This is a genomic window from Paenibacillus ihbetae, assembly GCF_002741055.1.
GTDB classification, from domain to species: Bacteria; Bacillota; Bacilli; order Paenibacillales; family Paenibacillaceae; genus Paenibacillus_AQ; species Paenibacillus_AQ ihbetae.
The window spans coordinates 1,402,694-1,424,833 of sequence record NZ_CP016809.1; the positions used below are offsets into that span (position 1 = coordinate 1,402,694).

Sequence of the window (22,140 nt, forward strand, 5' to 3'; positions counted from 1 at the left end):
CCCGGTATTTATGGAATGACTTTGCGACGCCGGAGCTCATCAAAGATATTCAGGAACATGGCTTCCGTATCGACATACTCGTGAAAACCGAAACGGCGGGCCTTCGAGCCGTCCGCAAAGAAATCATAGTCCCAGGAGAACACGAAATCGCCGAACTTCCAGGATGAGACCTCTTGGTAAGAATGCTTCGCAAGTCCATGCTTCTCAACCATGCGATTCCAAACCGGCTCCTTATCTGCCATGACCGTTTCCAGATTCATCTGCAGAGGCGGTGCGGTTTCCATCTCGAAATACTGCGCAATCTTCGGCCATAACTCGTTCCAGCGGAACAGGTCCCCGTTCGTAATATTGAAGGCTTGATTGGCGCAGCGTTCATCGGTTGCCGCCCATACGGTTGCCTTGGCAAGCAGACCGGCATCGGTCATCTCCAGCAGGCTGTGATAGGCTCCCGGCTTGCCGGGAAAACGCAGGGGAATGCCAAGCTCTTTCGAAATCGACGCATATACGGCAATGACCATGGCCAGATTCATCGGGTTTCCAAGGGCGAAACCGCTGACAACGGATGGACGCAGCGCTGACCATGTCCAGGCTTTGCCCTTCTGCCGTTCCTCGAGGAAGTTCTGCTGATCGATATTGAATTCCGGCGGCATATGGTTCGCATCCGTCTCCCGGGCCGGCGTCTTGAATGGACCGAGATGAGCGCCGTATACCTTGTAGCCCTGCATCAGGCTTACATGCTGCAGGTTAACGGCAATGGGCTCGATCGCTTCCACGACATGGACGAGCATGGCCAAATTCGGAGCGACGAGTTCGGCCCACGTCGGCCGGTCCTGGTATGCCGCATAGAAAATATGCGTCACTTCGGTCAAGCCGCTTAATTTAGCGGCCGTATCGTCCCGATCCAGCAGGTCGGCCGATACATAACGAACGCGGTTCGTGAACTCCCCGCCTCGGCGCGATACGCCGATGATATCCCAGTCTTGAAGCGTCGCAAGGTACTCGATGAGGTTGCGGCCGATGACCCCGTTAGCCCCGACAACCAAAGCCGTTTTGGGCGAATGCTGTGAACGTTGATCCGTATTCATATATGCTCATCTCCTAACGTCATGTTTTAATTAATGTCATTTTGCACGTTAGGATTCGGCTTGGGAAGTACGCACTTTGAAGTGATGTAATTACTTTTTGGTAACGTTTAAGCAGGACCCGCCCTTTTAGCTATGGGAGTCAGTGCCGACGTCTTGATATCTTTTTTTAATATCCGAAGGCTAAAAATCCGGCATTCGGTAAGATCGGCGGTCAGCCATCCCTCCCTGACTTCTTATGGTTGATTAAGCTTTACCCCGGACTTAAGCTTTCCCCAAGACCCGCTCCAGAAAGAGTACCGCTTCCCTCTTCTGATACTCATTCACCTCATGCCCGGAGAACGGATAATCCCGTATTTCCTTAGGTGCCTCAATCCGGTTATAAGCCGCGTAGATGGTCTCCGGCATGCATACCGTATCCTTCCAGCCCACAGAAACCATGACCGGCGCTTTGATTCTCGGTGCCAGATTCAGGATATCAAAATGGGCCAGATGATAGAGAATAGGATCCAGAAGTTCCGGATAACGCTTGATGTATTGGGCGATTTCGGTCAACGAGCTTGCCGAATGCAGCACGCCGTAATCCATTCTGCACAGATTCGGAATGTCAGCCACGATTGCCGCCACCTTAGGGTGCAATGCCCCCGCAAGCAGGGCGAGGCCTCCTCCCTGGCTTCCCCCGACGACGGCGATTTTGGCAGGATCTACCCCAGGCTGTGCCAGGGCTGCATCAACGGCTCTTACGGTATCGATGGCCATCGCCATATAGTAGGATCGATGAATGTCGGTAATGCCCTGGGACACCCAGCCTTTCACGACACCTCCATCCATGGGCAGCAGGTTTCCCGTCTCTCCGCTCTGGCCGCGGACATCAGCAGCCAGCACGGAATAGCCGAGCATCAGCCAATGGGCGTATCGCTCCGGAAGCCCTCGGTCTCCGGAATATCCAGGAAAGGTAATGACGCAAGGCCTCTTGGGCGTCTCATTGGAATCCGCAGGCGTTATGTACCAGGCATGGATCGGTGTCTGGTCAAAGCCGCGGTATGTTACCTTCGACACCTTCATGTAGGGATACGGCGTTTCTTCCGGCTCACTTTCGATTTGAAGCGGCGAGCCTGCGTATACATGGAGATAATGATCCCAGAATCGATTCAGCTCGTTCTCGTTCATCGTCGGTTCCGGACGGCAGTTGTTCAGTTCCCTCTTGCGAATCTGTATCGTATTCATTGGTTTGGTTGTTCGTCTCCTTTACCGTCGCTTGGTTTACGATTCTTCGTTTACTGTACGATCATCCCGATTGATTGGCGCCCAAGCGAAATCAGAATTAATACGCAGCCACGGGAGTCTCTATAACAACAATATTTCTGCACCTTGGTTTGCTTTCCCTCTCTGCCTGATATAAAATTCGATGTCTTTAACTCAACTTTAAATCTCCTAATAAAAAGGATTCATAGATTTATAGGCGAAAACATAACTATAATAGAGATGAACTTTAAGAGATTGGAGACGATAGAAATGCTTCAAGGATTAACAGCTGCAGGACTCGGGAAACTTGAAAGCGATTTACAGTTGATCGAACTCGCTTCCCGCTACGGTTTTGATTGCGTGGATTTAGATGCGAAGAGCTTGGTGGACCGTTTGGGAACAGAAGAAGCGGCAGCGCTGCTGCAGTCGAGCAATATTCAAATCGGCGCCATCGGATTGCCTGTGGAGTGGAGAGGAACGGATGAGCAGTTCCTGGAAGGGCTGGAGAAGCTTCCGTCCGCAGCAGCCGCTGCTGCTGCGTTGGGCTGCACTCGCTGCTGTACATACATTCTTCCTTCCACGGATGCGCCGGCTGCGCATTTCATGGCCGTCGCAACCAAGCGCCTTCGCAGCTGTGCGAATATTCTGGGCGCTTACGGCATTCGGCTGGGGCTGGAATTCGTCGGGCCGCATCATCTGCGCACGCAGTGGAAGCATCCGTTCATCTGGACCGTTCAAGAAACGCTGGATTGGATCGATGCCATCGGCGAACCGAATGTCGGGCTTCTGTATGATGCTTACCACTGGTACACCAATGAAATGAGCGTATCGGATATACGCCGGCTGCGCGCGGACCAGATTGTTCATGTTCATATTAATGACGCCAAGGACGTTCCATTGCATGAAGTCCTCGATAATGATCGGCTGTATCCCGGTGAGGGTGTCATCGATTTGGCAGGCTTCCTTGGCGCGCTGAACGATATCGGGTATACGGGTCCCGTCAGCCAAGAGATATTGACAGCTGCCCAGCCGACAGCTTCGCCTGAAGATCTTGTTATCCGATCACGCGCAGCGTTTGATCAGGTGTTCCAGGCCGCAGGGTTGAAATAGTCAAAGGGCCGGATGCCGGACCGTGACTATATAAGTGAACAATGAATGGATGTAGGGCAAGTACGTAAAATGTTCCTACAATCGCTGTTGATTTCAGATTGGCCGCGGTTATCCCGCATGATTTCCGGGATCACAGGGGACACTGAGGGTATATCAAGTACCCTGCAGGAGGGCTTCACGATGAACCGGTTTAAGAAGGAAGAACGGGATGAATACACAGATCTGTCAACCGTAGAGTCCCAGCGCAATGATCTGACTGCGGAAGAGTTTCCCGAAGGTCCTTTCGGCTCAAGCCTAATGACGGAATCGCTAGGCAAGAGCAGCCCATGGAGAGCCGATCAGCGGCCACCGAATCGCTTCGACTATGAAAATCGGGAGCTTCATCAGGAGCTGAAGCGCGACTATCCGTCCGAGGATCAAATCATTCAGACCGAATTCGATCAGGAAGAGTCCTGATCAGCCTCTAAGCCAAATAGCCGGACACCTTGACGCAACGCCTAAGGGTCCGGCTATTTCACATTCTATTTCATCTTCCCGACAACTTTGACTCTTAACCTTGTTGCATTCTCCGGATGATAAGCGAGCGGGGTTTCCTCCACTTCGACCAATTCGATCGTATCCGCATCCGCTCCGGCCAATACGGCCTGCTTGACCGCTTTTGCCTCCGCATCCGCAAGCGAAGCCTCGCGCGGTTCCCGCGCATAGATATAAATCTGTTCGTATTGCCCGCTGATTTGAGCAATAGATGCCCCGATGGCATTGGCCACACTTCCGTTCTCCACTCTCATCATGCCGCCCACTCCCCGAATCGAATCCGGGATAATAATGCTGCCCCCGCCGACTAGAACGAGCTGAACGTCCCCCGAGGAGATTTTCATTTTATCGATCGCTTGCTCAACGATTGCGGAAATTTCGGCCTGCACCGCTTTTGCAAAGGCTTCGTCAAGGTGGGACACCAGGCTCCTGTCGCCTACATCGGCCAGTCCCAGCCGGACAGCGATATCGGTGGTCGTGAGCGTGCTGCCGCCAAAGACAAGCGCTTCTTCCCCGATCCTGTAGCCGACACTGTCGGGTCCGACCGTAATCCTGCCGCCTTCGTCCACGCGGACAATACTGCCGCCGCCCAGCCCAACGGAGATAATGTCCGGCATTCTGAAATTGGTACGGATATCGCCGACTTCTACGGCAACCGACGACTCTCTCGGGAATCCATCCTGCAGAACGCCGATATCCGAAGTCGTACCGCCGACGTCCAGCACCATCGTGTCTTTGATCTTCACCAAATAAGAAGCACCGCGAATGCTGTTCGTCGGGCCGCAGGCAATCGTGAGGATCGGAAACTGCTTGGCGTAATCAATGGACATTAATGTGCCGTCATTTTGACATAAATACACAGCCGCATCCGTAATTCCTTCCTCCTCCAGGGCGTTTACGAACCCTTGGGTGGTTGTCTCGATCACCTTGCACAACGCCGCATTCAGGATGGTTGCATTCTCGCGCTCAATGAGTCCGACGGAGCCGATCAGGGACGAGCAGGAAACCGGATATTCCTCTCCGTATACCTCGTGAATAAGATCGCGGACGCGCAGCTCCTGGTCATTCTTTATGGAAGAAAATACGCCGATGACCGCGATGGACTCGACTTTTCCCTGCCATGCCGCCAATAGCTCGCGAATTTCATTCTCATCGACCTCGCCCAGCACTTGACCATCGTATTCATACCCCCCATGGACCAAAGCGTAGTTGCCGGACAGCTTCTCAACCATATCGTTCGGCCAGGCCGTATACGGAGGGACGGAAGCCGTTGCCGGATAGCCTAGGCGGATGACGCCTACCGTCGCCAGCTTTTTACGTTCCACAATCGCGTTGGTGCATTGCGTTGTGCCAAGCATGGCATGCGTAATTTGGGTTTTGTCGATCCCCGATTCCTGGAGTAATTTCCTGAGCGATGCTTCAATCCCTGTCTTGATGTCCAGACTCGTCGGAGATTTTACGGAGTGAATCAACTGATGAAGCTCGTCCAGAATAATGGCGTCCGTATTCGTTCCGCCCACATCGATTCCGATTCTATACATGATCAGCCACCGCCTTTTTCACCAGTTCTTCAATCGGAACATAATCGTAATCATATCCAAAATACCTTGGGCCGGCCGTTTGGATTCCTTTATCCGTTCTCCATTTTGCATGAGCCGGAAGTCCGATTACCCGCACGCGCTTGCCATATTTCAGACTCTCGGTCGTAACGGGCGTTAACGTTTCATAATCCACCAGACAGAGTAAATCCGGGGTCATCCCGACAACCTGTCCGTTCCTCTCGGCCACGAGATTCTCGTTTTGAAAATGCACCTTCATATTCCCGTCTGTATGGGCTTCGATGCCTTCCAGATTCATTTTGCCGAGATTAAATCCTCCCTTGGTTTCCCGGATCACATCGACGATTTTTCCTTGGAACAGCTCGTAGCCGGACACCAACGTTAAAAGCTCCTGCAGCTTTTCTTTCGCATCTCTATGGTTCGAGGAAATAATCTCCCCGATTTGCTCAGACAACGTAACGACATGATGGACCCCGCTTCTCTTCATTTGAGCCCCGGTCGTCGGGTACAGGCTCACCAGAGCGCTCGCGCCCATTTCGACCGTAGCTGCCCGGGCCAAGCGTTCCGTCCATTTGTTATCGATCGTTTCAAAAATGCCGATATTTCCTTTCTCGTCCGTAATCGCCATCGGCGTTGCCGAGATCCCGTCCAGGTGAAACGTCACCATCTGCAGCTCGGGAAAGGCTCTGCCCATTCCGTCGCAATCGATCAGCGGCAGACCGAGCTGCGCCGCGACGACGATCGGGATCATCGAATTGACGCCGCCCGCTTCCATTGGGTACGTGCCTGCGATGTTGTCCTCTCCCAAATACCGGGCCAGCTTCTGAAACACTTTCACAAACTCGCTTCCGTTCGGAAATTTCTCGGATGATACGGAAGGGGCTCCCATCATGGCTGCCGGAATAAAAAAGTCTTCATCGCCGATTTCATCGACCGAATACAATTTGACGGGCCCGTTCTTCTCAACGGCCGAAATCGCCATCAATTTTCCGATATACGGGTCTCCGCCCCCGCCTGTTCCCAGGAAAGCAGCGCCAATCGCAATATGTTCAATCGAGGCTTTATCTAAATATCTCATCATGGTTCCTCCAATATGACAGACTTTGTAACGGTAAAGCGATATCCTACCACATAAATGACAAATGAAATGACAATGCCGATCAACGGCTGATTAGATACCTGCGGTAAACTGGGGAAGAACGACAATACGACGGGTAGGCAGGCGATGACCGAACCGGTCAGCCAGGAGTATACGCCCAGTCGATTAACGCCCTCCGTCTCCTTCCAGCGGCTTTTATCCCCTTTGTTCATCACCCAATAAGCGGCAATCATGACGCCCGCAACGGGAGGCACCATGGCTGACAACACGGACATGACCGGCGTAAAGTAATCCAGGATGCCCGCGACGGCGAGCACCGTTCCGATCAGTCCGGCGGCGCCTACCGCCCATTTTTCTTTTTCCTTGGATACATTAAACACGTTGATCAACGCGAACCCGCCCGAGATCGCATTCACCATGTTGGTCTTCCAGGCAGCCAGGATCAGCACGATGCCGCCGATCAACGGAGTGGCGATATTCAAAAAGACGGCCGTAACATCATTCGTTTGGTAAGCCACCGTCAAGACGGCCCCGACGCTAATCATCAATACGCCTGCCGGGATAATCCCGAAGAGGGCGGCTTTCCACACATCGGAGCGCTTCCCGGAAAATTGCGAATAATCCCCTGCGATAACCGCGCCGAGCGCAAAGGAGCCCATCGTTACCGCCAGCCCGTCCATGAAGCTCATGTTCTGCTCAGGTCTGTAATTCGAAATCAGCTGCAGCGTTTCTCCTCGCAGCACCTTGACCAAACCATACACGCAGAGCACGACCAGCAATGGCACCGCAATATAACTGAGCACGCGCAGCACTTTGATTCCGTACATGGCAGATACGACCATCACCAAACCGCTGATGAGCGAGGCTGCGGGGACCGGAACCGCAATATCAAACTCGGCCAGCAAATTTGCCAGCGCCGCGCCGCACACATTGGCCTGGATCCCGAACCAGCCGAGGCAGGCAATCGTCAAAAGGATCGAAAGGATCGTCCGGGATCCCCTGGTGCCAAACACCTGACTCGCTACCTGGACGGTCGACTTGCCCAGCTCCGTGCTTTGAATCCCCTGTAAAATCATGATGGCTACGATAATCGCATACCCGACCAAAGTAACGACTAAGGTTCGGGATAAGCTCATTCCGGTGATGAGCGCGTTTCCTACCAGAAGACCCGGTATGCTGATCATCGCGCCGGCCCAGACGATCCCCAGCGTGAACCAAGACTGCGTTTTTCCTGAATTGCTCATCCTATCGCTCCTCCCATCTTGATCGAGTGACCAAAAACTATTTTTCTTATTGTAAAAGAAGAGCGTCCAAGCGTCTTTTTCGGAACTAAAAATAAAAATCCGAATTTTTGTCATTTTCGACAAACGTTCGGATTTTGGAACTTAGTTATGGATTAACCGGTAGATCATGCAGGCCAAATACACATCATAAAATTCGGAATTCATCGTGATATCGTAGCCCAGCAGCTCGCTGATTTTCTTGATGCGGTACTTTACGGTGTTCTTGTGGACAAAGAGGAGCTTGGCACAGACATCGAAATTTCCCTTCGCATCCAGAAGAAAGATCGTTAATGTTCGAACCGATTCTAGGTCATCGAGAATAGGCGCGATTACCGCCATCCATTCTTCAATGACTTCTTCTCCTTGCACGCTCAAGTCGATCGCCCGCTTCATGGAGCGGATTTCTGCGGCCGTAAACATTTTCCGCTCTTGATATATAAGGTGCACCTTCTGCCCGACTTGGTTTACGAGCTGATACATCCTGCGCACATCCGTCGTATTCCTCATTCTTGGCGCATACACCATTTCGGATATGGAGGGCTGGAAGCTCGTCGTATCGATATACTCTTCAGCCACTTCCACCTCGTTGTACTTATACGAGCAGTTACCCAGCAGCACGATGATGCAATGATCGATCGTTTGAATGACCGTCGTTTTATAATATTTGGCGAGATGCTCCGCCAGTTCCTCGCGGATGCGTTTTTCCTCCGTTAAATCCTGAATGTAGACCAGCCACATCATTTGGATCGACGCGACATCGATATGAAGCAGATGGGCGAGTCTTCGCATCTTCTCGCTCTCATCATTGATAATCGCCTTGACCAAGGCATATTCGCTGACCTCATTATGCTTGTCTCCCCATAAATTGATGGCTACCTGCACAACCTCACTGATTTTATCGATCGTCTTCCCAGGCAGCTTCGAATTTTCTTTGATTAAAAAAAGGTTCAGCGCCTCCCCGTTCTTTTGACGAAGGACCTTATGATCAACAAAGCAGGAGATGCCGGAACTGATCGCTCCGGCACTGCCGTTCTTCTCCATTTGAAGCGCGTGCTCGTGAATGATTTTTACAACATCCAACGTAGAGTTGCGCGGCCACATGACCTGATTCACGATCTCAAGCTTCGTGTTGGTCAGTACAATGTTGGCTTTCAGCCGGTCGGACAACAATTTCAGCATGATTTCAACGCTGCGCGAATGCTCCGGAAGGTACGATACCTTCTCCAGCGACTCATTGACAAAATTATCATTGATCGTCTGATTGTCCAGCACGATCGCTTCCATCACTTCATAAATCACTTCATTGTAACGCAAGGAGGAGTCGTTCTCCGGCATGCAGATGATAATGAAATTTTGGGACTCGGCTAATTGAAGCAGTTCCTCCGGCACCTTCGGAATGACAATTCCGACATAATATAAAATCAGTCCTACCTCACCGAGATTAATCAAGTATTGAATCGCTTCGCATTGCTTGTCCACACTGTCCTTGATGGAGTATAGCGAACTGATCACAATTTCCTCCGCATACCACTCCTCTTGAACGGAACGGACGATTTTGGAAGAAAAATCAGCGTTGGAAACCTCCAATACGGATAATGAGGAAACCGTACGATGAAGGCTGTTCCGTCCGGTCAACACCTTGGCGCCCCGGAATGAAGGCAATTGCAATATATCTTTAACGGTTACCCCATATGATTCACCACTTCTTCTTGTTTTTGTTCCTATGATCAAAGTTATGATCCCGCATTCACGGAGGCTTATTCTTGGCCGTGTGTCTTACATTTTAAAGTGAATTCTGCCGGATTGCTACCCAGGGGAAAAAGCGCCGCATGAAACTTAAAGTCAAAAAAGACCGGGCATGGCCCGATCCTAAAATCACGAATCTCGTTATTTTTTCTTATAAAACTCATGATACAGCTTCATCAGCGCCCGCTTCTCAATCCGGGACACATAGCTCCGGGAAATCCCGAGCTCCTTGGCGATTTCCCGCTGGGTACGCTCCTCTCCCCCCGCTTCGAGCCCAAACCGTCCGATCACGACTTCCTTCTCCCGGTCATCCAAAATATCAAGATTGCGGTAAATCTTGCTCTTCTCAATCTTCAGCTGCACCGCATCAACGATATCATCCGCTTCGCTTCCGAGAATATCTATCAATGTGATTTCATTTCCCTCTTTGTCCGTTCCTATCGGGTCATGCAATGATACGTCTTTTCGCGTCTTCTTCAAGGAACGAAGATGCATCAGAATCTCATTTTCTATACAACGGGCAGCAAATGTCGCCAGCTTCGTGCCTTTATTCGGCCGGAAGCTTTCAATCGCCTTGATGAGTCCAATCGTCCCGATCGAAATCAAGTCTTCCAAATCCTCGCCGGTATTGTCGAATTTTTTGACGATATGCGCGACCAGCCGGAGGTTATGCTCAATCAGTTTGTTGCGCGATTGAGGGTCGCCTTCGGCCATTCGCTGCAGATGCTTTGCTTCCTCATCCTCCGTTAGGGGCTGGGGAAACGCATTGTTTTTCACGTACGAAACGAGCAGGGTCAACTCTTTAATGAACAAAGCAATTGCGGTAAACAATCCAGGCACTGTAGGACACCTCCTGCGAAAAATACAATGCAACCGGCCCTATACGCGCTCGGTTCTCGGTCTTCTCATTGTATGTAGGCTGTGGCCCAGAAGTGCCTGTACGTTTGGAAATGCGTCCAATAAAATCGATCAGGAAGCGGGTGCTCGGCATGTCTGTTGGCGTTCTGCAAGGACCGCGATTTGCATCCAGCTGACGTTCGGCTTCGCCTAGGCGAGCTCCAGTCTTGCCGTCATGTGAAGCCGGGGAGGTCCATAATAAAAGAGATGCTCCTTAGAGAGCTTCACAACAGAAAGCTTCATAGTAGGGAGCTTCGCAATACAGCGCTTCATAACAGATTAGGAACCTCACCAATGAGCTACAGAATCCCTGCTCATTCTATCGCTCCCGGCTTGCTCAGCTGATCGAACAGCCAATCGTATGAGTACCTGCCGCTGATTTGGTGCTTTCCCGGGAACAGATCGGCCATCAGCCGATCCTCCGCCCCGTCGCGCCGGTAGATGTCCCGGAGCTGATCAGCGGCGGCACGAAAGCCCTGCTCGGGAAAGATCCGATCATCACTGCCCGATTCCACGAACAAGGGTCTCGGCGAGATCAGCCCCAGCCACTCGGGGAGTTCGGCATGGGCCAGCATGCCGGGGATGTAATTGCATACGCAGTGCTGCATCGCCAAGATGCTGTCCTTAAACGTATTCGGATACCCCGCAATGACGGCAGCCCGGATTCGCGTGTCCAGCACCGCGGTCATAAACGAGATCATTCCCCCGCCGGAGAAACCCATGATGCCGATTCGGTCGCTGCATACCTCTGCCCGGCCGGCGGCATAATCTATCGTCTTTATCGTTTCCGTCACGCGCAGGCCTGCGAGCGTCTTGCCATGCATCATTAGCTGGGTGGATAAGCGAAGGCAGGAATGGTTCACGTCCGGGTTAGCCGCCACATCCGCCTGAAGCCGCCGCTCTCCGAAGCCGGCAACGTCCGGCGCGATGACAATCATCCCCCGCTTAGCCAATTGGATGGCAAAATGCCCGTGAGCTCCCGGCGGCTCCATGTCCGGGGAGCCGTCCGGCGTTAATCCGACAATTTCCCGGCTTCCATATCCGTGGCCGTGAAGGGCAACGACAGCGGGCAGCGGCTCCCGGCTATAGCTGTCCGGAACGAGCACGTACGCGGCGAACGACAGTCCCGGTATCGCCGACAGCTCAACCCGTTCCCGAATGTAACCGTCACAGGCCGTACGTTCGAGCAGTACGGGCTTCCGGTCCTCGCTTGCTTCGAAATCGCCGAGCAGCTGCCAAAGCTTCTGCTTCAAGTACAGCTTCCGCTCTTCTGCCGTACGGAACGCCTTCGCCGTCTCTATACGCTTCATGCTGCTGTCGTACAGTTTCTCCAAATATTCGTCCGCATGCCACATTTGCTGTTACACCGCCCTTTTTGTATTTTTTAGCTTGCATCACATTTTCGTTGCTCCGGCTGCCGGCTGCACTATGATTTCTCAATACAGATGCTAGAAATACAGCCGGCATAAGCATGGTCCCTCCCATACCGGCTTGCCTGACCAGACGCAATCTCAAGGGAAACGGTGAATTGCTGCTGACGGCAATCTGCTGTCTCGCCGATCGGCTGTCTCCAGCTGCTGCGGATTCGCGCTCAGGGTTATTCCTGCTCAAATTCGACGAGCACCGCCTCGGGACCGGTCGGCCGCAGGCTTCCTCCTTTAGGCTCCATACTGACGACAATCCGCTTGGCTTTTTTAGCGCCAAAGCCGTAATAATAGCTTCGGCCCTGCGTCCCTTGAACGAGCATAAAGCCTGCGCTCGACAGCTCATCCTCATCCTGCAGCCATACCTGGTAATCCTTCTCCTTCAAGGAATACAATCCGTTAACGACAATCAGCATTTCCCCGGAACCGCGCTTTAACCATACCGATCCGCTGCCGTAGAAAGGCTCTACCGGCTGAATGGCATACCGTTCGGTATCGGCGCTCTGCATATGCGCAATCCGCTGATTCACCGCATGATCGAAGGTTTCTTCCTTGCCCGCAGCCCCCTTCCAGGCAAACAGCCCGGCGAACAGGACAAGGAGGGCCGCACCCGCGGTTGCCTGCAGCGCGTAACGGCGATGGGCAGCTGCCCGTTTGCGCAAGGATCGCGCATAAGCAGCGCGCATCAACCGCTTTCGCAGCCGCTGGGACGGCTCGGGCTTGGGCTCGGTCTGATCGGATGCCTTCCCGGTGCTGAATGCAGGCTCCGCATCGAAACCGCCGGGGATTTCCCCCTCACTGGCTTCCTGAACCAAGCCGCCGCTGAAGCCCCCGGCTTCGCCCAAGATCACCTGCCACTCGGCGGTCGTCCGGGCGCAGGCTTCGCAATGCCGCAAATGGCGTTCCACTGCACAACGGTCCGCTTCAGACAGCCGATTCATCGCGTAATCGGCCAGCTTCTCCTCCGGGTACAACGGACAGCTTACGACAGCATCATCTTCGTGAGGACTATGCTTTGTATGCATCATGCTTCGCCTCTCCCCCTTCCTTCGGATCGGCGGCGTCGAGGCGCCGCCTCACGTTGTGAATTCCGTAGCGGATCAGCGATTTGATCGTCCCGACAGGGCGCTTCATCATGTCCGCCATTTCTCTGTGGGACAGCTGTTCGACGTAGCTGCCATATACGGCCATGCGCTGCAGCGGCGGAATGGCCCGCAGCGCCTCCTTCACCTGATCCAGCTCCACGCGGCGCAGGGCGGCCACCTCGACGGATTCCCGTTCGCTGAACAGAATCGGCTCCGGCAGCTCCTCCTCATTCCAATCACACACCGTCATGCGCTGCTTGCGGCGGAGCCGGTCCATCGCCCGGCTGCGCGTACGTACGGCAAGCCATGCCTCCACGCTCCCCCGGTCGGGATCGTACTGATCCGCCTTATGCAGCACTTCCATAAAGATATCCTGGCATAAATCCTCCGCATCAGCCGGATCCTTGGTCATCGTCAGCGCCAGCCGATATACCATCTGGGCGTAGTTGTCATAGAACCGCCCGAATGCCGCAGCCGATCCGTCTGCTATCTCTGCAAGCCATTCCGCAGGATGCTCGCCCACCATCTTCTCCCCCTAACCTGACTTTATCGTCTTCGCCCGAACCAGGCGATTGTCCAACATGAAGGAACCCGAAGCTGACCATAAACGCGCTATGACAGCTATTTTCGATTCATTATTGTAGCAAAGCGGATTTCGGTTTTGAACGGAGCATTCGCTTTTTAAGCTTCCTTTAATGAATTTTTTATGTGTTTTTAAGCTTCCGCGTAAATCCAATCCCCGCCTTTACTTCGTACTAAGGATGAATGAAATCACTAGGAGGGGTTTTGTCATGAAAATCGCTGGAAAGTCAATAAAATCGCTGAGCTTGCTGCTCCTCATGATGCTTGGCGCAAGCTTGCTGACGGGAGGCAGGCCGGTGTTTGCAGCCGGGGAAGTTACACTGTATACGCCATATACCTCCATATCCGCTCCGCCGGGAGAGACGATAAATTATCCGGTTGAGGTCAAGAACAATACCGGCGGCGTTGTTACGGCGCCGCTTCAATTAAACAACCTTCCCGACGGCTGGACAGCCAAGCTGAGCGGGGGTGGATGGCAGCTGAAGGAGGTATCGGTCAAGCCGGGAGAAGCTGAATCCGTAACGCTTGAGGTGACCGTTCCGCTCAAGGTGAACAAGGGCTCCTACAGCTTCCAGTTATCGGCCGGCTCCATGGGCAGCCTTCCGCTCACCGTAGATATTACAGAGCAGGGAACGTATCAGACGGAGCTGACCACCGACCAGGCAAATTTGGAAGGACATGCCGATTCCACCTTCACCTACACAGTGAATCTGCAGAACCGTACGGCCAGTAAGCAAAATTACGCGCTGCAAGCCGATGCCCAGGCAGGCTGGGACGTAAAATTCACCTCAGGGGGAAACCAGGTGTCTTCCGTAGAGATCGAACCGGGTGCGAACCAATCGATCACGGTTGATGTCAAACCGCCGGCTGAGGTTACAGAAGGAACCTTCAAGATTCCGATCCGGGCCTCCAACCAATCCACCTCGTCCGAGTTGACGCTGGAAGCCGTCATCACCGGTTCCTATGGGCTTGAGCTGACCACGCCGACCGGCCTCCTGAGCACGAGCGTGATCGCCGGTGGCAGCAAGACGGTCGAGCTGCAGGTAAAGAATACGGGAACCGCCGATCTGTCGGACATCAATTTGAGCTCCGAAGCACCGGTGGATTGGGAGGTGACCTTCAATCCGAAGACGATCGAGAACCTGCCGGCCGGCCAATCCACGACCGTGGAGGCGAAGCTGACCGCAAGCGATAAAGCGATCGCCGGTGATTATGTAACGAACATGAAGGCTTCCGCGGCCGAGGCCAGCTCGGATGCCCAATTCCGCGTTTCGGTGAAAGGCTCGATGCTGTGGGGCTGGATCGGCGTCCTGATCATCTTGGCCATTATTGGCGGCATCTACTATCTGATTCGCAAATACGGGAGGAGATAACCGTGACGGAAACGGTCATAGACATTCACGAGCTGACGAAGAGCTACGGCAAGGCGAAAGCCGTCGACCGCCTCTCCCTGCGAATATCGCGCGGCGAAATCTTCGGCCTGCTCGGTCCGAACGGGGCAGGCAAGTCGACCACGATCTTGATGCTGCTGGGGCTGAGCGAGCCCGATTCCGGAACGATTAACGTACTCGGCATGAATCCGACCCGAGAGCCGATTCCGGTTAAGCAGCGGGTCGGCTACCTCCCTGATGACGTCGGTTTCTATGAGGACCGCACGGGACTGGAGAACTTGATGCTTACCGCCAGGCTGAACGGCATCCCGGAGGATGCCGCACGCGAGAGGGCAAAGCTGCTGCTTGAGCAGGTCGGGCTGGATAACGCCGCCCATAAGAAGACCGGCGCTTATTCCCGGGGCATGCGCCAGCGTCTGGGGCTTGCGGATGTGCTCGTCAAGTCCCCGGAAATCATCATTCTTGACGAGCCGACCTTGGGCATCGACCCGACCGGGATGGAGGAGCTGCTCAGCCTGATTCGCAAGCTAAGCCGTGAGCAGAATCTGACGGTGCTCCTGTCCTCGCATCAGCTCCATCAGGTTCAGCAGATTTGCGACCGAGTCGGCCTGTTCGTCCGGGGGCGGTTGCTCGCCGAAGGCGATGTCCCCAGCCTGTCGAGGACGCTGTTCGCCGACGATCCGCTGCTGATTACAGCGGACATCGAAGGCCTATCGCCTGACCTGGAGGAGAGCATCCGCGGGATTGAAGGCGTGCATCGCCTGGAAATCGAGACTGTAGGGCAAGGGGCTGCGGTTCACCAAGGTGCCCCGTCCGCCGATGGCCGCTGCAGGCTGCAGATCCGGTGCGATACCGACTGCAGTCCCGACATTGCGGGAGCCATAGTCGGTTCCGGTGCGCGCCTGTTCGCTTTGCACCGCCAGGAGTACGGCCTTGATGAAATCTACCATCGTTATTTTGCAGGAGGTGAGCCTCATGGCAAAGGAGACGACGCCAAACGCAGCGGCTAAACTGAACGGCTACGCCAGCAAAGCGAAGGCATGGCTTCATAGCCGCCGAGACATGCTGAGAAAGCCGGTGCGCGCCTCCGGCGAAGGCGCGGCGGACGGCGGCCGCAGATCCCGCTCTATGCCCGGTGCCTTCGGCGTCCTTGTACGCAAGGAGGTATCCGACCATATCCGAAGCTGGCGCTTTATTCTGCTTCTGGGCATTATTGCCCTTACCTGCGTAGCCTCTCTGTATACGGCGCTGAACAGCATCCGGGATGCCCTCGGTTCGGAGGACGGCGTGCAGGAATTCGTCCTGCTGAAGCTGTTTACCATCTCCGACGGAACCCTGCCGACGTTCATCGGCTTTGTCGGGTTTCTCGGGCCGCTGCTCGGAATCGGCATGGGCTTTGATGCGGTAAACAGCGAGCGGAACAAAGGCACGCTCAGCCGGATCATGGCTCAGCCGATTCACCGTGACGACCTGCTGAACGCTAAATTCGTCGCATCCCTGATCGTCATCAGCATCATGTTCCTGACCCTCGGGTTCCTGACCATGGCGCTGGGAACCCTGATCATCGGCATTCCGCCGACCTTCGAGGAATTTCTGCGAATCATCAGCTTTTTGCTTGTGACGATCTTTTACGTCGGTTTCTGGCTGAATTTGTCCATAATGTTCTCGGTCCGCTTCCGCCAGCCGGCGACATCGGCGCTGTCCTGTATTGCGGTATGGCTGTTCTTCAGCTTTTTCTACGATATGATCCTGCAGCTGATCGCTAAGGGAATCGCGCCGAGCGCCCCTACAACCACAGTTCAGGACGTGCTCAACTACCAAAATCTGATGATGTGGCTGAACCGCATATCGCCTTACACCTTATTCAATGAAGCAACCACCACGCTGCTCGTCCCGTCGGTCCGAAATCTGGGACCGCTGACGAACGAGCAGGTGGTCGGAGCCATCGCGAGCCCCTTGCCATTCGGGCAAAGCTTGCTGCTCGTATGGCCGCAGATTACGGGACTCACGGCGCTTACCTTGATCTGCTTCGCCCTGTCCTACGTCCTCTTCCTCCGTCAAGAGATTCGAGGACGCTCGTAATCGGAAGGCCGGCTAGTCCAAGCCGACCGAGCATGGAGGCCGCAGCCGCAGGCAGCCGGCAAATGGCCGCTGTCTCCTTATGATCGAATAGGAGGGGACGGCAACCCCATCCTCACTACCTATCATGGGATGGGGGATCCGCATACGTCGGTTGCATAAGGTTAACTAATCTCCAGCTAACGGGAAAGCAAACTTTACAGCCCTTCTTCGCTTCCAAGTAGGAAGCGAAGAAGGGCATTCTTCATGCTTCGGGACATTTCCGATAGCCCCATAATTATCCAATTGACGCTTTGTCACGATGCAGCTACTTCCCGCTGCCGAGCAGCAGATTCGTCTGAATCTCCAATTGCTTCTCCAGCGAGATGAGGTCGCCCGCCGAGAACTGATTGATATCCAATAGATAAATGCGATTATTTTTGTATGCGGGAAGCGACTTCCAGAGGGCGCTCTCCAAAATCTCCTTGGCGCGGTCTCCGCCTCCGTCCGCATCGTAAACCGTCACGAACATGTAGTCTGCGGCCATCTCCGGCAGGGATTCCAGGGAAATATCCCGGCCGGCTCCTCCGTTGACGATATGCTCTTTCACGGCTTCCGGCGGCTGATAGCCGAGTCCCGAATACAGGTTGCGGGTACCGCGCCCAAAGCTCTCGCCTACGACCCAGAAATTTTTGGCCCAAATCTCATAGACGCCAACCGTTTCTCCTTCCTTCACCACTCCGTCCAGCTTCGCCTTGGCCTCTGCAAGCTTCTCCTCGTAACGCCGAATGGCTGCCTCCGCTTCCTCCGATTTTCCGAGGATTTCTCCGAATTCACGCAGCTCGGCATACACATCTTTCGCTCCCCAGGGAATGACGATCGTTGGTGCGATTTTAGCGAACTCCTCATAGTTTTTATCGGAAGGTCTAATGATGAGATCGGGATCAAGGGCTACGATTTTCTCAAGCGCTGCTTTATCGTCACCGATATCCTCGATTCCGTCGGTCAGATCCTGCAAAAAATACTGATTCAGGCTGGCCGTGCCGGCGCCTACGGGCTTAACGCCCAAGGTTAGCAGATGGCCGAGATACTGCGTCGCGACAATTCGCTTCGGATCCTTCGGAATCTCAATCTCGCCCATGACCGTTTCATATTTACGTGCTGCCCCTGTTTGCGGGTCGCCATTCGTTTCGGCAATTTCGCTTTGCTGCTGCGTGTTTCCGCACGCTCCCAACACAATGACCATACTCCCGAGCAGAGACAACATCATTCCTTTAAGCAACCGCATCTTCGTACCCTCCATCATATTGATAATGATTATCATTATTATCATGATAAGGGAAGGGGTTGCACGAGTCTATTGCGTTCCGTAAGCGGTTCTATGGACATTTGTTAGAATTTCCGTGAGTATCGTCAATTGCTGCTCCCAAGCAAGGGGATCATTATATTTAAATAGCTCCAGATCGAGAAAAAACACCTTCCCGTTTCGAACGGCAGGCAATCGCCTCCATTCTTTGCTGTTCATGACACGTTCCGCATAGCCTGCACCGCCTCCACCCTCCCAAATGGTTATGAACATATAATCCGAGGCATAAGCCGCCAGCATGTCCGGCGTTAGCTCCAAGCCGACTCCCTCACCTAGAACGTGTTCAGCGAGCGGCTCCGGCGGCCGAAACGAGAATGTCCGGTATAAATTGCGCAGGCCTCTGCCGTACGCCATATTAACCGCCCATAACCGATCCTCCCAAAACTCAAACACGGCTGCCGTAGCATGTAAGCCGATCATTTTAGCCACTTGAGCAGCAGCTAGTTCTTCCTTCGCTCTAAATCCATCAATCCAGCTCTTCGCTTCGCGTTCACGATTGAGTGCTCTGCCTAATCGAAGCAGTTCGTCCAATGGATCTTCCCGCCCCCAAGGGAGTGAAATGGTTGGAGCAAGCTTGGCTAAAGGCTCGTTGTTCGGTCCGGACGTGACGATCAGATCGGGCTGCAGCGATGATATCCTCTGGAGCGATCGAGCGTCTCCTACGTCCGCTACATTCTCCAGCTTTCCGGCGTAGGGGCGGGCTCGCAGCAGATTGGTCGAAGTTCCTGCGGGCATAAGTCCAAGCGCAAGCAAATGGCCCACATATTGCAGGGCCACAATACGTTTCGGACGCTGGATATAATCGCGAGGAGAGCAACCGAAATGCTGCTTGAATTTACGGCTTAAATATAATCCGTCCTGGTAGCCGGTTTCCCGTGCGATTCGATCGAGATTGCGGTCGTCGCCGCAAAGTAATTCCTCCCTGGCTTTCTCCAGGCGGAGCCGCGTCAGGTACTCCGTGAAACCGGCTCCCGTTGCTCTTTTGAACGATACAGAGAAGTGCTCCGGCGTTAGCCCTGCCCTCTTTGCCATGTCGTTGCGCGTAATCGTCCCGGCGAAATGCTTCTCCATATAATCCACCGCAAGCCTCATTCGCTCCATCCAATCCTGTTCCCGTTCCTCGGCATCGGTTAACTTCAGCAGCGTACCCAACAGTTGTTTAAATACCGCCTCTTTGCGAAGGTTAGCAGCAGGTCTCCCGCCGAGTCCGGGAACTTGCTTGAATTGGTACAGTTCTTGAACAAGAACAAGAGCCTCGTGACTAGCGGCAACGGGAAGCTTGCCGGAGTCCATCAGCGCAGAGATTCGCTTACAGTATTCGATGCGGCTTGTTGTCCGCTCCTTGGACTCCCATACATCGAATTGCAATTCGTAAAGCTCGAGCGGAATCGACGAGTTTGGCGTTCGGCGTATATCGGCAATCGTTCCCGGCGAACAATAACAGACCGCCTTCGCTTTCAATCGATGCCTGACTCCATTCGAATACAAATCGCCTGAGCCTTTGCTTACCAAGAATATGGTATGTGTTTCCATGAATCCGCCGGCAGCCTCTTCGGCAGGATCAAGCTGGATACAGCGTACTCCAAACAACGAATATTGCCTTTCTTCCATACTGGCGGCCACCCCTTCAGACTGTAACATTGGTTTTACCCTATTATAGTCGGGGTGATAATCATTCTCAATTAATATCCGGCAGATGAATTCGTTCAGCCCTTTCGCTTCCAGATAGGGAAGCGGGAAGGGCATTCTTGATGTTTGCTCTCCCCAGTCCCTGTTCAGGGCTCCGGGACTTTCACTTTTAAGATGACGCCCATGGTGTGAGCCTACATTCAAAAGCTCACCCGAACCTAGCGATCGGGTGAGCTTCGTGTTGGATAGATGTCCTGCAGCTGGCCAATAAGATAAATCCGGCAAGCAAAGACGCTTTAGCCGCCTTACCTTCCCGTAATAGCCGCTTGCGCCATGAATCCGATGCTGCGCAGCCAACCCTCGCACAGCTCCGTCCAGCGCGAAGCATCCGGCTCCTCCTCGGCTAATCCGAGGCCATGGCGACCGTGAGGGAAAACGTGCAGCTCAAACGGAATTTGATGCTTGCTTAGGGCCCCGGCATACAACAGGCTGTTCTCCACCGGGACCGCACCGTCATCCGACGTATGCCAGAGAAATGCAGGGGGTGTTCCCGGCTTCACCGCGTGCTGCATGCACAGTGTTCGTCTCATCGCTTCGGACGGACGCTCGCCCAGCAGGTTATGTACCGAGCCTTCGTGGCTAAACTCGTTAAACGAAATAACCGGGTAGCACAGGATGGACGCATTGGGACGGCTGCTCTGACGCTCAACGGGATCCAGGGCCTCCGGATCTCCGGAATCGTGGTCATTGCTCGCCCAAGCCGCCAGATGCCCTCCGGCGGAAAATCCCAATATTCCAATCCGTTCCGGGTCGATGCTCCACTCCTGGGCATGGTGTCGCACCAGCCGAATCGCCCGCTGCGCATCGAGCAGCGGATATGGATGCCGGTATGGCGCGACCCGGTATTGAACGACAAAAGCGGATAAGCCGATCGAATTCAGCCACAGGGCGACAGGCTCCCCTTCATGATCGGCCCGTCCCTGATAGCCTCCGCCCGGCAGGACAATCACGGCTCCTCCAGGATTATTCCTTTCCAGCAAGTATGGCTTCATATAAGGTTCAAACCGTTCCTCCGCCGACTCGTAACCCGGTGTTTCCACTTCCCACAGCTTCATGATGGATGTCCCCTTTCAGCCTTCCATGTTTAGTATACAAATCGTTTAACTGCATGCATGCAATGCTTGGACCGACTTCAAATCCGAGGAGCTGTTGATTTCCCGAGAAGATCGGTTCGCAGCGGGGTGAATGTGTCTAGCAGCGCCGACGGCTCCAGCGCGATAACACCATGCTCCACGCCGCCCGGAATCACAATGGCCTCTCCCTGACGGATGATGAAAGACTCCCCGCCGATGCGGAATTCCATCCGCCCCTGGAGACAATAGCTCATCTGCTCATGCGGATGGCTGTGCAGGGCACCTTCGGCTCCCTTCTCAAAATGAACCTCCATCATCATCAGCTCCTTCCCGGGCTGAAACACTTTCCGTTTCACGCCGGGCTCGGCCTGCTCCCAGCTGCCGATGACCGCCATGGATCATTCCTCCTTTCGGGTCGTAATGGATACAATTTCAAAGCGCTCAGGAGATGAGCAGCCCTGTCACCCGAACAACACTAGACTGCACAACATTTATTCGCCGTCGCGTTTTCCTGTTATTGAACGCTCGCCGCTTCGGACCGCTCATTTCACTGCATGCAGCACCGTACCTATTTCGGCAGGGAAAGCCTGAATTCCTATGACGAAAACAACAATTTTTCCGGATCGGATCCCATCTCGAACGTCTCCCTCCTGCCCTGTTTCTCACACCCGTTTTCTGCCATACATCCGGTCACTGCCTCCCAGACGATGCGCCCCAATTCCCCTCTAATAACCAAAGACTTCAACATCCATCGCCTTGCCCGTCACAGATCTCGATTGCGCTGGCCGGATACGGTGATCCGCATCGCTGGAAATACCGGCGACGCAAGCCAGCCGATAAGAAGCTGCAGCAGCGCGATGGCCATCAGCATCCAGGCAATCGGGCTGTCCGTCAGGGAACCGGGAATCAGCATGTAT

Annotated in this window: 19 protein-coding genes; 5 read left to right on the plus strand and 14 right to left on the minus strand. The window is 54.0% G+C overall.

Features of this window, described 5'->3' with window-relative positions; all coding sequences use genetic code 11:
* Positions 1-8: 8 nt before the first annotated feature.
* Entirely contained in the window at positions 9-1,085 is a 1,077-nt protein-coding gene (locus BBD41_RS06480) for an SDR family oxidoreductase (RefSeq protein WP_099477050.1), read from the minus strand.
* Positions 1,086-1,346: 261 nt separating this feature from the next.
* Positions 1,347-2,309, minus strand: a complete 963-nt coding sequence (locus BBD41_RS06485; RefSeq protein WP_099477051.1) for an acetylxylan esterase — start codon at positions 2,307-2,309, stop codon at positions 1,347-1,349.
* A gap of 288 nt (positions 2,310-2,597) precedes the next feature.
* On the opposite strand from BBD41_RS06485, the gene BBD41_RS06490 reads away from it, so the two are divergent.
* Together BBD41_RS06490 and BBD41_RS06495 are read left to right on the plus strand one after the other, a co-directional pair.
* The gene (locus tag BBD41_RS06490; RefSeq protein WP_099477052.1) at positions 2,598-3,437 is read left to right on the plus strand and encodes a sugar phosphate isomerase/epimerase family protein; all 840 of its coding nucleotides are present in this window, start codon (positions 2,598-2,600) and stop codon (positions 3,435-3,437) included.
* Positions 3,438-3,617: 180 nt separating this feature from the next.
* Complete coding sequence (locus BBD41_RS06495; protein WP_077564858.1) at positions 3,618-3,893, plus strand: hypothetical protein; 276 nt, start codon at positions 3,618-3,620, stop codon at positions 3,891-3,893.
* Positions 3,894-3,958: 65 nt separating this feature from the next.
* Here the strand turns inward: BBD41_RS06495 and BBD41_RS06500 are convergent, their stop codons facing one another.
* The 8 genes from BBD41_RS06500 to BBD41_RS06535 all read right to left on the minus strand — a co-directional run bounded on the left by BBD41_RS06500 (position 3,959) and on the right by BBD41_RS06535 (position 13,590).
* Positions 3,959-5,512, minus strand: a complete 1,554-nt coding sequence (locus tag BBD41_RS06500) for a hydantoinase/oxoprolinase N-terminal domain-containing protein (protein ID WP_099477053.1) — start codon at positions 5,510-5,512, stop codon at positions 3,959-3,961.
* Positions 5,505-6,608: an S-methyl thiohydantoin desulfurase family protein gene (locus tag BBD41_RS06505; protein WP_099477054.1), complete on the minus strand. Its 1,104-nt coding sequence runs from the start codon at positions 6,606-6,608 to the stop codon at positions 5,505-5,507. Before BBD41_RS06505 ends, BBD41_RS06500 begins: the two co-directional genes overlap by 8 nt.
* A complete protein-coding gene (locus BBD41_RS06510; RefSeq protein WP_099477055.1) occupies positions 6,608-7,873 on the minus strand; it encodes a cytosine permease in 1,266 nt (421 codons plus the stop codon). The genes BBD41_RS06505 and BBD41_RS06510 overlap by 1 nt, the downstream gene beginning before the upstream one ends.
* Positions 7,874-8,014: 141 nt before the next feature.
* Positions 8,015-9,574, minus strand: coding sequence for a PucR family transcriptional regulator (locus BBD41_RS06515; protein WP_237087020.1), 1,560 nt, complete (start codon positions 9,572-9,574; stop codon positions 8,015-8,017).
* A 225-nt stretch (positions 9,575-9,799) separates the two neighbouring features.
* Positions 9,800-10,498 carry an RNA polymerase sporulation sigma factor SigK gene (gene sigK / locus BBD41_RS06520; RefSeq protein ID WP_007129338.1) on the minus strand — a complete coding sequence of 233 codons (699 nt, stop codon included), beginning with the start codon at positions 10,496-10,498 and terminating at the stop codon, positions 9,800-9,802.
* Positions 10,499-10,869: 371 nt separating this feature from the next.
* Positions 10,870-11,910: a dienelactone hydrolase family protein gene (locus BBD41_RS06525; RefSeq protein WP_099477057.1), complete on the minus strand. Its 1,041-nt coding sequence runs from the start codon at positions 11,908-11,910 to the stop codon at positions 10,870-10,872.
* A gap of 242 nt (positions 11,911-12,152) precedes the next feature.
* Positions 12,153-13,007, minus strand: a complete 855-nt coding sequence (locus BBD41_RS06530; RefSeq protein ID WP_099477058.1) for an anti-sigma factor — start codon at positions 13,005-13,007, stop codon at positions 12,153-12,155.
* Positions 12,988-13,590, minus strand: a complete 603-nt coding sequence (locus tag BBD41_RS06535) for an RNA polymerase sigma factor (RefSeq protein WP_206098289.1) — start codon at positions 13,588-13,590, stop codon at positions 12,988-12,990. The genes BBD41_RS06530 and BBD41_RS06535 overlap by 20 nt, the downstream gene beginning before the upstream one ends.
* Before the next feature lie 265 nt (positions 13,591-13,855).
* Here BBD41_RS06535 and BBD41_RS06540 point away from each other — a divergent pair, with 265 nt between their 5' ends.
* From BBD41_RS06540 to BBD41_RS06550, 3 genes are read left to right on the plus strand one after another with little or no spacing between them, the layout of a single operon-like run.
* On the plus strand, positions 13,856-15,019 hold the full coding sequence (locus BBD41_RS06540; protein ID WP_099477059.1) for a COG1470 family protein: 1,164 nt from the start codon (positions 13,856-13,858) through the stop codon (positions 15,017-15,019).
* Between the two features lie 2 nt (positions 15,020-15,021).
* A complete protein-coding gene (locus tag BBD41_RS06545) occupies positions 15,022-16,047 on the plus strand; it encodes an ABC transporter ATP-binding protein (RefSeq protein WP_099477060.1) in 1,026 nt (341 codons plus the stop codon).
* Positions 16,013-17,119, plus strand: coding sequence for an ABC transporter permease (locus BBD41_RS06550; RefSeq protein WP_099477061.1), 1,107 nt, complete (start codon positions 16,013-16,015; stop codon positions 17,117-17,119). Before BBD41_RS06545 ends, BBD41_RS06550 begins: the two co-directional genes overlap by 35 nt.
* Positions 17,120-17,423: 304 nt before the next feature.
* Here BBD41_RS06550 and BBD41_RS06555 read toward each other — a convergent pair whose 3' ends face one another.
* The 4 genes from BBD41_RS06555 to BBD41_RS06570 form a co-directional block, all read right to left on the minus strand.
* Positions 17,424-18,383, minus strand: coding sequence for an ABC transporter substrate-binding protein (locus BBD41_RS06555; protein ID WP_099477062.1), 960 nt, complete (start codon positions 18,381-18,383; stop codon positions 17,424-17,426).
* Positions 18,384-18,452: 69 nt separating this feature from the next.
* Entirely contained in the window at positions 18,453-20,072 is a 1,620-nt protein-coding gene (locus tag BBD41_RS06560; RefSeq protein ID WP_099480487.1) for an AraC family transcriptional regulator, read from the minus strand.
* Between the two features lie 323 nt (positions 20,073-20,395).
* On the minus strand, positions 20,396-21,205 hold the full coding sequence (locus BBD41_RS06565) for an alpha/beta hydrolase (RefSeq protein ID WP_099477063.1): 810 nt from the start codon (positions 21,203-21,205) through the stop codon (positions 20,396-20,398).
* A 77-nt stretch (positions 21,206-21,282) separates the two neighbouring features.
* Positions 21,283-21,618: a cupin domain-containing protein gene (locus tag BBD41_RS06570; protein ID WP_099477064.1), complete on the minus strand. Its 336-nt coding sequence runs from the start codon at positions 21,616-21,618 to the stop codon at positions 21,283-21,285.
* Positions 21,619-22,140: the final 522 nt, after the last annotated feature.